Source organism: Anaerophilus nitritigenes (assembly GCF_004138215.1).
GTDB lineage: Bacteria > Bacillota > Clostridia > Peptostreptococcales > Thermotaleaceae > Anaerophilus > Anaerophilus nitritogenes.
This window is the reverse complement of the sequence record NZ_RYYS01000108.1, coordinates 1-6810: the sequence shown is the minus strand read 5'-3', so window position 1 is coordinate 6810 and position 6810 is coordinate 1. Positions and strand designations below refer to the sequence as shown.

Sequence of the window (6810 nt, the reverse complement as noted above, 5' to 3'; positions counted from 1 at the left end):
AAGGATAGTTTTTCATGGACAATTTGTAACGTTAAATTTCATTCTTTTATTATGGATCTTTTCTATGAAATACATAATTTTTAATATCTTCAACATCTTTTTTTACATCTTCAACAAGGTTTAATTTATCTGTAAGATTTAAAATAATTTCCTGATATTTCTTTTCTCTTTCTTCTTGACGAACATCTCTTTTTTCTTGGGTTTTTAAAATATAAAAAATCAGTTTCGGATTAGAAGATGATATAAAAGAGCTTAAAAGTATTCTTAAAAAGCTAAACTAAAAAACAAGACCCTATGAGAAAGATTCATATGTGTTCAATGGATCTTTCTTATAGGGTAATTTGTTTTTATAAAAGATGTATAAAAAAAATAAGTGTGCAAACAATAAAAATAGTATCAATTGAAACTATTTTTATTGTTTTTTCTAAATGCTAATGGTAAAATATAATTAGAAAGCACCTAAGCATCAGATTGGCATTTAGGAGGTACTTACAACATGATAAAAGGTTCCTGGATTGAAGATCCAGAAAGTGTAGAAGCATTTCTAGTTGAAATGAAAAATAGAATACAAAATTCTTATGAGAATGTAAAGATTATAAAAAGAACAAGAAGTGAAGACAAAACCTTTAATTTTCAAGCTCAATATGGTATAACCCATGAAATCATATGTGAAGAACTTTTAAAGCTAGATAGATCAAACTATTGTTATACAGATAATGATTATGATAGTAAAAAAGGTGGATTAGTATGGATATTTGGTCAAACGCTTATATACCCAGGAATCTATAGTTATCCAGAAGTTTATATCAAACTTAAATTAAATAGTAAGGTGATTTGTTTATCTTTTCATGAAAAAGAATATCCTTTAGAGTATCCGTATAATTAATTAGAAATTATACGGATATAAAAAATAAATTGATCAATAACATTATAAAGATGAGATGGATAAATAATTAAAAGAAATAAACCTTTTATGGAGGGATTTATATGAATAATAAAAATATAATGGAGTACTGTTATAACTGTGATGAGGATAGGTCTGTAATCATCAAAGAAGAATCTATAAAAATGACTATTAAAGATATTGAAATTGATTTTGTTGGAAAAGTAGCCTACTGTGAAGAATGTGGAGAGGAAGTATATATTTCTCAAATAGACGATGAAAATGTTAGAAAAGCTAATGAAAAATATAGAGAAAAACTTGGGATCATTCAAATAAGTGAAATTGAAAAGTTACTCAATAAATATAATATAGGAAAGAAACCTTTAGCCAAACTACTAGGTTGGGGAGAAGTGACAATCATTAGATATTTAAAAGGTTTAACCCCTTCTAAAGAATATAGTGAGAAATTAAAAGAATTGCAAGATCCTTATAAAATGCAAGAAATATTAAATCAAAACGGTAATGTATTACAAAAGGTTGCTAGACAAAAGGTTGAGGATCGTATTAAAGAAATGCTGCATCTATCTCATTCAACGAAAAAAGGTCAACCTATCAATTCTATAGATGTTGCCACATATTTTCTAAACAAAGTAGATATAGAAGCTGGAGATTTGATCTCTCATTTAAAACTACAAAAGCTTGTTTATTATGCTCAAGCATGGATGATGGCATTTTTCAATAAAATTATAATAATGGAAGACTTTCAAGCGTGGATTCATGGACCTGTTATCCCTGAGATGTACTACAATTATAAAAAGTTTGGTGCCAATCCAATTCCTAAAGCAAATATTTTAGATGAAAATATATTTAATGAGGATGAAAAGCTCATATTAAATGGTATATGGAATGTATATGGAAAATATAATGCAAAGTATTTAGAAGCCCTTACCCATATGGAAGATCCATGGAGAGATGCTAGGGGGAATTGCCAAGAAGACGATAGATGTACAAATGTAATTGAAAAAGAAGATATTAAAAGATATTATTCATCTATAAAAGATCAATTTACAATCGAGGATATGGAGGAGTTAAACACTTATGTATCAAGTATTAAGATAAAAATGAGTTAATAATAATATTATAAACAGAATGGAGAGATAACATATGCCATTTTAAAAAATTGATGCTCAAGGAATCATAAAAGAAAAAATAGAGAAAGATCAGGAATTTAAAGCAGTTTATCAAAAGATAAGTGCAGAATACAAAGAAAAGAATCTGATTAAATAAATCCAAAAGGCCTCCCATTGACGGTGGCAATAAGACCTTGGATAAATAGTCGATTAGAAGAAACGAGAGCAGCTTTAGAAAAAGAATGTGCAGATAGATTAAACGAAGTAAAAGCTTTAAAAGATCAAAGAATACAGGAACTTTTAAAAGAAATAGAAAAGTTAAAACATCAGGAAGTAAAATAAAAGGTCCATATTCCATGGATCTTTTTTATATAAAACAACTCTATAAATAAAGGAAAATGAAAAAAAAAGTAGAATATAAAAAATTAAAGCAAAAAAGGAAATAAGCACCTGCTATAGTTTTGGCGACTTTTCAGGTACTTATTCTGCTAAGGCATATCCTCTTGATTTTTAATTTATATAGTTATTCTACACTATTATAATTCTATATTCAAGATGATATACCTTCTATTTTGCTAAAAAAATTAGGAGGTATTTTAAATGGAAAATAAAAAGAAGAATTTTAGAGATATTTTAAAGGTCGAAGGAGTAAAGGCTAGAGGATTTGGAATCATTCCAAAGTTAGTTATGTTAGATAGAAAATTAACTATAGAAGCCAAAGCCATATATTCTTATTTTTGTTCTTATGCAGGAGCAGGAACAACAGCTTTCCCAAGCAGAGATAAAATATGCAAAGATTTAGGTATTAGTATAAAAAGATGGTATAAGCATTTTAATTTGTTAAAAGAATTAGGTTATATAAAAGTTGAACAAATAAGAAGTAAAAAAGGCGACAAGTACAGTCATAATATATATACTTTAATAGAAAAACCCGAAACCATTGAAAACACTGAAGATGACCAGTGTGGTCAAAACGAGTATACTCGAAATGAGCATACTCAAAATGACTACAATAATAATAACAGGTCTTTTAATAAAAATAACAAGATTTTATATAATCATCAGTCAGTCATAGCAGAACCAGAAAATGGACAGACAGATATAAAAAATAAAAGAGAAGAAATAAAAGAAGAAATTATAAGTAATGCAGAAATATATTTATACAAAGGACAAGCTAGAGAGTTATTAGAAAAAACTATTACCAAGTTATTAGAGTGTAAAAAGATACAAGTAAACAACAAACTACTTAATAACCAACAGATCCTAGAGCAATTACAAAAATTAACTCTTAATATGATAGATTATACTTTTAGCAAGTTTAGACAAGTACAAGAAGAAAAAACAATTAAAAACAAGCAAAAGTATTTTGAAGTATTGCTGTTAAGTTGTATAGATGAGTATGCAGCCAATTCGATTTTTTAATAAAAATTGAAAATGCAAGATAATTCCTAGTAGAAAAAGCATAGGAAATATTCTTTGTGTACTTTGAATACAAGGATCCTTTGCTCAATAATCGCAAAGGGATGATTGAAAAAGTGCTCCCAAAGGCCTTGAAGATTCCACTACATAAACATCATGTACCTTCAAGGTCTCTTTAGGACTTTCGCATGAGAGGGCTTTTAGAATGTGAAAATCACACATACTAAAACCCACATAAAGAAAAAGGGTTAGGAGCTACAGCCCTAAAGGACCTTGTACGCTTACATCAAGTTTATTTCGTTCTATCGTTCAAGGCCTTATCGCCACACCCGATGCCAGCACTTAAAAGAAAAACAAAATATAGGTGTATAGACTGTGTGTATAAATAAGTTCAAACTATATATATCTCGTGTGTATGAAGGGGGAAAAACCATATGGATACTCTATATAGCAGTAATGATTTAGCCGAAAAGCTTGGAATTTCCGTATCTACAGTTCGCAAGTATGAGCAGGATTATAACTTGGAGATCATGAGAAATGAAAGCAATAACAGGGTGTATACAGAAAAGGATGTAGAGATTTTTAAAAAGATTATAGAGCTTAAAAATGAAGGTGCAAATATTCATCTTATAAGAAAGATACTTGCTAATGAAGGTATAGTAGAAACAGTTCCTGAGGTTTTAGACACTATTCCCCTACATACTGAAAGTATAGAGGCGTTTAAAGCTGATGTAATCAATCAAATAGCAGATATTGTTTCGGAAAAAGAAAGAGTATTGAAAGAGGAATTTGAAAAGCAACTAGATGAAAAATTACAGCACCAGGAGCAGAGGATCAGAGAGCAGATCCAAGCAGAAAATAAAAAGCTGATGGACTATATAGCTACTACAAAAGAAAATGAAAAGAACAAAGGGTTTTGGAGTAGGATTTTTGGAAAGTAGGGTTTATATAAAGTGAACTAAATAAAAGTATTTGGATTTTTAGAAAATAGTTTAATTTGAATGATATTATAAAATACTTTCATATAATATTATCAGGTATGCTTAATTTTAGAGGTATTGTTTATAGGTGTTAAGGGGGGAAGCAAAAATGGTGAGTTCGTTTTTAAAAGATTATTACGATTATTTTATGAAAAATAATATTTTATCAGATTTTCTGAGAGAAGAAAGTGAATTAATTGACATAAAGAAAAATCTCTATATTGATAATATTTATGATTATCTCAAAATAATTGATATGTTTGAAATAGAAAAACAACAAGACAGATTTAATTTTGGGAAAAAATTTTTATATAGAGGAGTAACTAATAAAGAGTGGAAGTTGGAACCGAGCTTGGGATTTAATAACTTAGTATCTTATGAGAGTGAAATGATTGGGGACTTTTTACAATTAAGACCAGATGAATTTAAAAATATGGATGACTTTAACACAATTGCTAAAATGCAACATTATGGATTACCTACCCGATTATTGGATTTCACAATGAATCCTTTAGTAGCATTGTATTTTGCGTGCTGTGATACTAATGGTTATAACGTTGATGGAAAAGTATATTTTGTGTTGCCATATAATAACGGTGGTATGGATGCTTACATAAAACAAGTATGTTCCATCTATAAAAATTCAAATTTCAATTTAGTATCTGATCCAGCACATTTTTATACGTATATACAACTAGTGTATGGGACAAACAATATATATTTTGTTAGACCAAATTATATTACTGAGAGAGAAAAACGACAAGAATCTATTTTCTTATTATTTGCAAATGAATTATATAACTATGAAACAGATAGTATTATTACAAATACAGAGGGTATTAATATGTATACTTCCAATGAGGTTAAATTACCGTGTCTTATTAAATATGCTGATTCATTACATGATGTTTGTGAAAGGGATTTAGAACGAAATTTCCTTGAAATTATTATTCCAAAGGAAATCAAGGAGAATCTTCTAAACTCATTAGAAAAATTAGGAGTTAGAAAGGATTATATATTTCCAGAATTAGAATATACATCAGAATATATAAAAAATACATATAAGACGATAGATAGCATGGCAAAGAAAAATAAGTTTAAAGAAGAATATAATATATAAAAGATATAGGTATTACTGGAAATAATGACTTTTAAGAAAATAAACCCCTAGCTTAAATCAAGCTAGGGGTTTTAGTAATCAAAATCATCAATCATCTGATCTTTAATATCATCATTAATTCCTATATACCGAAGGGTAATGCTAGGAGAGGAATGGTTAAAAATCTCCTGGAGTGCTGCAACGTCCTTATATTTCTTATAAAAATGATACCCAAAAGTTTTCCTGCTTGTATGAGTTCCTATTTCTTGGAGTCCACATTCTTTAGCTGCTTTGTTTAAGATTCTATAGGCTTGGATTCTAGTAATAGGTACTTTCTCTCCGTTAGGTCCTAGTTTGGAACTTGGAAACAAGAAGCTCTCTTCATTAAAATCATGTTTTTTGATGTATTTATTCAATTCTTTTCTTAGAGGAGCATTGATCTTAAACCTTTTGATCTTACTTGTTTTTTTCTCCTTAATGTAAATGTGATCTTGCATTACATCCTTTATTTTAAGATTCAAAATATCTGAAATTCTAAGGCCTGTATATATGCCTACAATAAATAACATATAGTTTCTACCGATAAAGCTTCTATCACTAGAATTTTTTAGGGCTTTCTTCATAGCATCTATTTGTTTTTTGTCACGAATAGGTTGTACTGAGTTCAAAAAATCACCTTCCTTTGCCCTTAGTGTATGTAACATACGAACACATTATGTAACTAAATACGCTTAAAAAGTAGTAAAACATTGAATTTATTCTCAATTAGATAATTTATTTTACCTCAATATGTTACATTTTAAAAGCATAAAAAAATGTGTGAAACTATTGAAAATACTACATAGTTCTAAGATGTAACAAAATATACATTTTGTTACTACATAAAACAGGTATAAACGTTGAAATATAAACATTTGGTTAATTATACACGTTTTTTTCAAAATGTATGATTATTCATTGAAGAAATAAAGAAAAAGTTGAATATAAATACATTGTAAAAGGCCTCGAAGTGACGGCACTGGGCGTGGCAATAAAACATCTCACTGCTCTCTATAGGCGTATGATATGGAGTAAAAAGGACAAGGCCTTAGGGAGGCTCTGAGAGGCCTTTGAGTGAAGGATATTGTTTTATATATGTAATTCTTTATAAAAAAAGATTTAAAATAAAAACACGAACCTACTTGTATGTATGTACACATAAGGATTATACTATTAGCATACACAATAAAATCAATTACCCTATAAAAAAGCTCCATACAAACACATGAATCTTTTTCATAGGGTCTTTCAGGAGGAAAA

8 protein-coding genes are annotated in these 6810 nt (G+C 28.6%); 6 read left to right on the top strand and 2 right to left on the bottom strand.

Annotated features, from left to right (window positions below):
- Positions 1 to 49 precede the first annotated feature (49 nt).
- Complete coding sequence (locus EK368_RS14570) at positions 50 to 211, bottom strand: BhlA/UviB family holin-like peptide (RefSeq protein WP_341472802.1); 162 nt, start codon at positions 209 to 211, stop codon at positions 50 to 52.
- A gap of 285 nt (positions 212 to 496) precedes the next feature.
- On the opposite strand from EK368_RS14570, the gene EK368_RS14565 reads away from it, so the two are divergent.
- From EK368_RS14565 to EK368_RS14545, 6 genes are all read left to right on the top strand, one after another.
- The gene (locus tag EK368_RS14565; protein ID WP_129600927.1) at positions 497 to 886 is read left to right on the top strand and encodes a type II toxin-antitoxin system MqsR family toxin; all 390 of its coding nucleotides are present in this window, start codon (positions 497 to 499) and stop codon (positions 884 to 886) included.
- 101 nt (positions 887 to 987) lie between these two features.
- Positions 988 to 2013 carry a type II toxin-antitoxin system antitoxin SocA domain-containing protein gene (locus tag EK368_RS14560; RefSeq protein WP_129600925.1) on the top strand — a complete coding sequence of 342 codons (1026 nt, stop codon included), beginning with the start codon at positions 988 to 990 and terminating at the stop codon, positions 2011 to 2013.
- 174 nt (positions 2014 to 2187) lie between these two features.
- A complete protein-coding gene (locus tag EK368_RS15040) occupies positions 2188 to 2355 on the top strand; it encodes a hypothetical protein (RefSeq protein ID WP_165000481.1) in 168 nt (55 codons plus the stop codon).
- A 258-nt stretch (positions 2356 to 2613) separates the two neighbouring features.
- Positions 2614 to 3435, top strand: a complete 822-nt coding sequence (locus EK368_RS14555; protein WP_129600923.1) for a helix-turn-helix domain-containing protein — start codon at positions 2614 to 2616, stop codon at positions 3433 to 3435.
- Positions 3436 to 3866: 431 nt separating this feature from the next.
- Positions 3867 to 4373: a MerR family transcriptional regulator gene (locus EK368_RS14550; protein ID WP_129600921.1), complete on the top strand. Its 507-nt coding sequence runs from the start codon at positions 3867 to 3869 to the stop codon at positions 4371 to 4373.
- A 148-nt stretch (positions 4374 to 4521) separates the two neighbouring features.
- Positions 4522 to 5532, top strand: coding sequence for an FRG domain-containing protein (locus tag EK368_RS14545; RefSeq protein WP_129600919.1), 1011 nt, complete (start codon positions 4522 to 4524; stop codon positions 5530 to 5532).
- 71 nt (positions 5533 to 5603) lie between these two features.
- On the opposite strand, the gene EK368_RS14540 is transcribed toward EK368_RS14545, so the two are convergent.
- Entirely contained in the window at positions 5604 to 6179 is a 576-nt protein-coding gene (locus tag EK368_RS14540) for a site-specific integrase (RefSeq protein ID WP_129600916.1), read from the bottom strand.
- Between the last annotated feature and the right edge of the window lie 631 nt (positions 6180 to 6810).

Bases quoted from the DNA above. Each gene is read 5' to 3' on its own strand.
- EK368_RS14565 (WP_129600927.1), top strand. From the start codon at position 497: ATGATAAAAGGTTCCTGGATTGAAGATCCAGAAAGTGTAGAAGCATTT.
- EK368_RS14560 (WP_129600925.1), top strand. From the start codon at position 988: ATGAATAATAAAAATATAATGGAGTACTGTTATAACTGTGATGAGGAT.
- EK368_RS14555 (WP_129600923.1), top strand. From the start codon at position 2,614: ATGGAAAATAAAAAGAAGAATTTTAGAGATATTTTAAAGGTCGAAGGA.
- EK368_RS14550 (WP_129600921.1), top strand. From the start codon at position 3,867: ATGGATACTCTATATAGCAGTAATGATTTAGCCGAAAAGCTTGGAATT.
- EK368_RS14545 (WP_129600919.1), top strand. From the start codon at position 4,522: ATGGTGAGTTCGTTTTTAAAAGATTATTACGATTATTTTATGAAAAAT.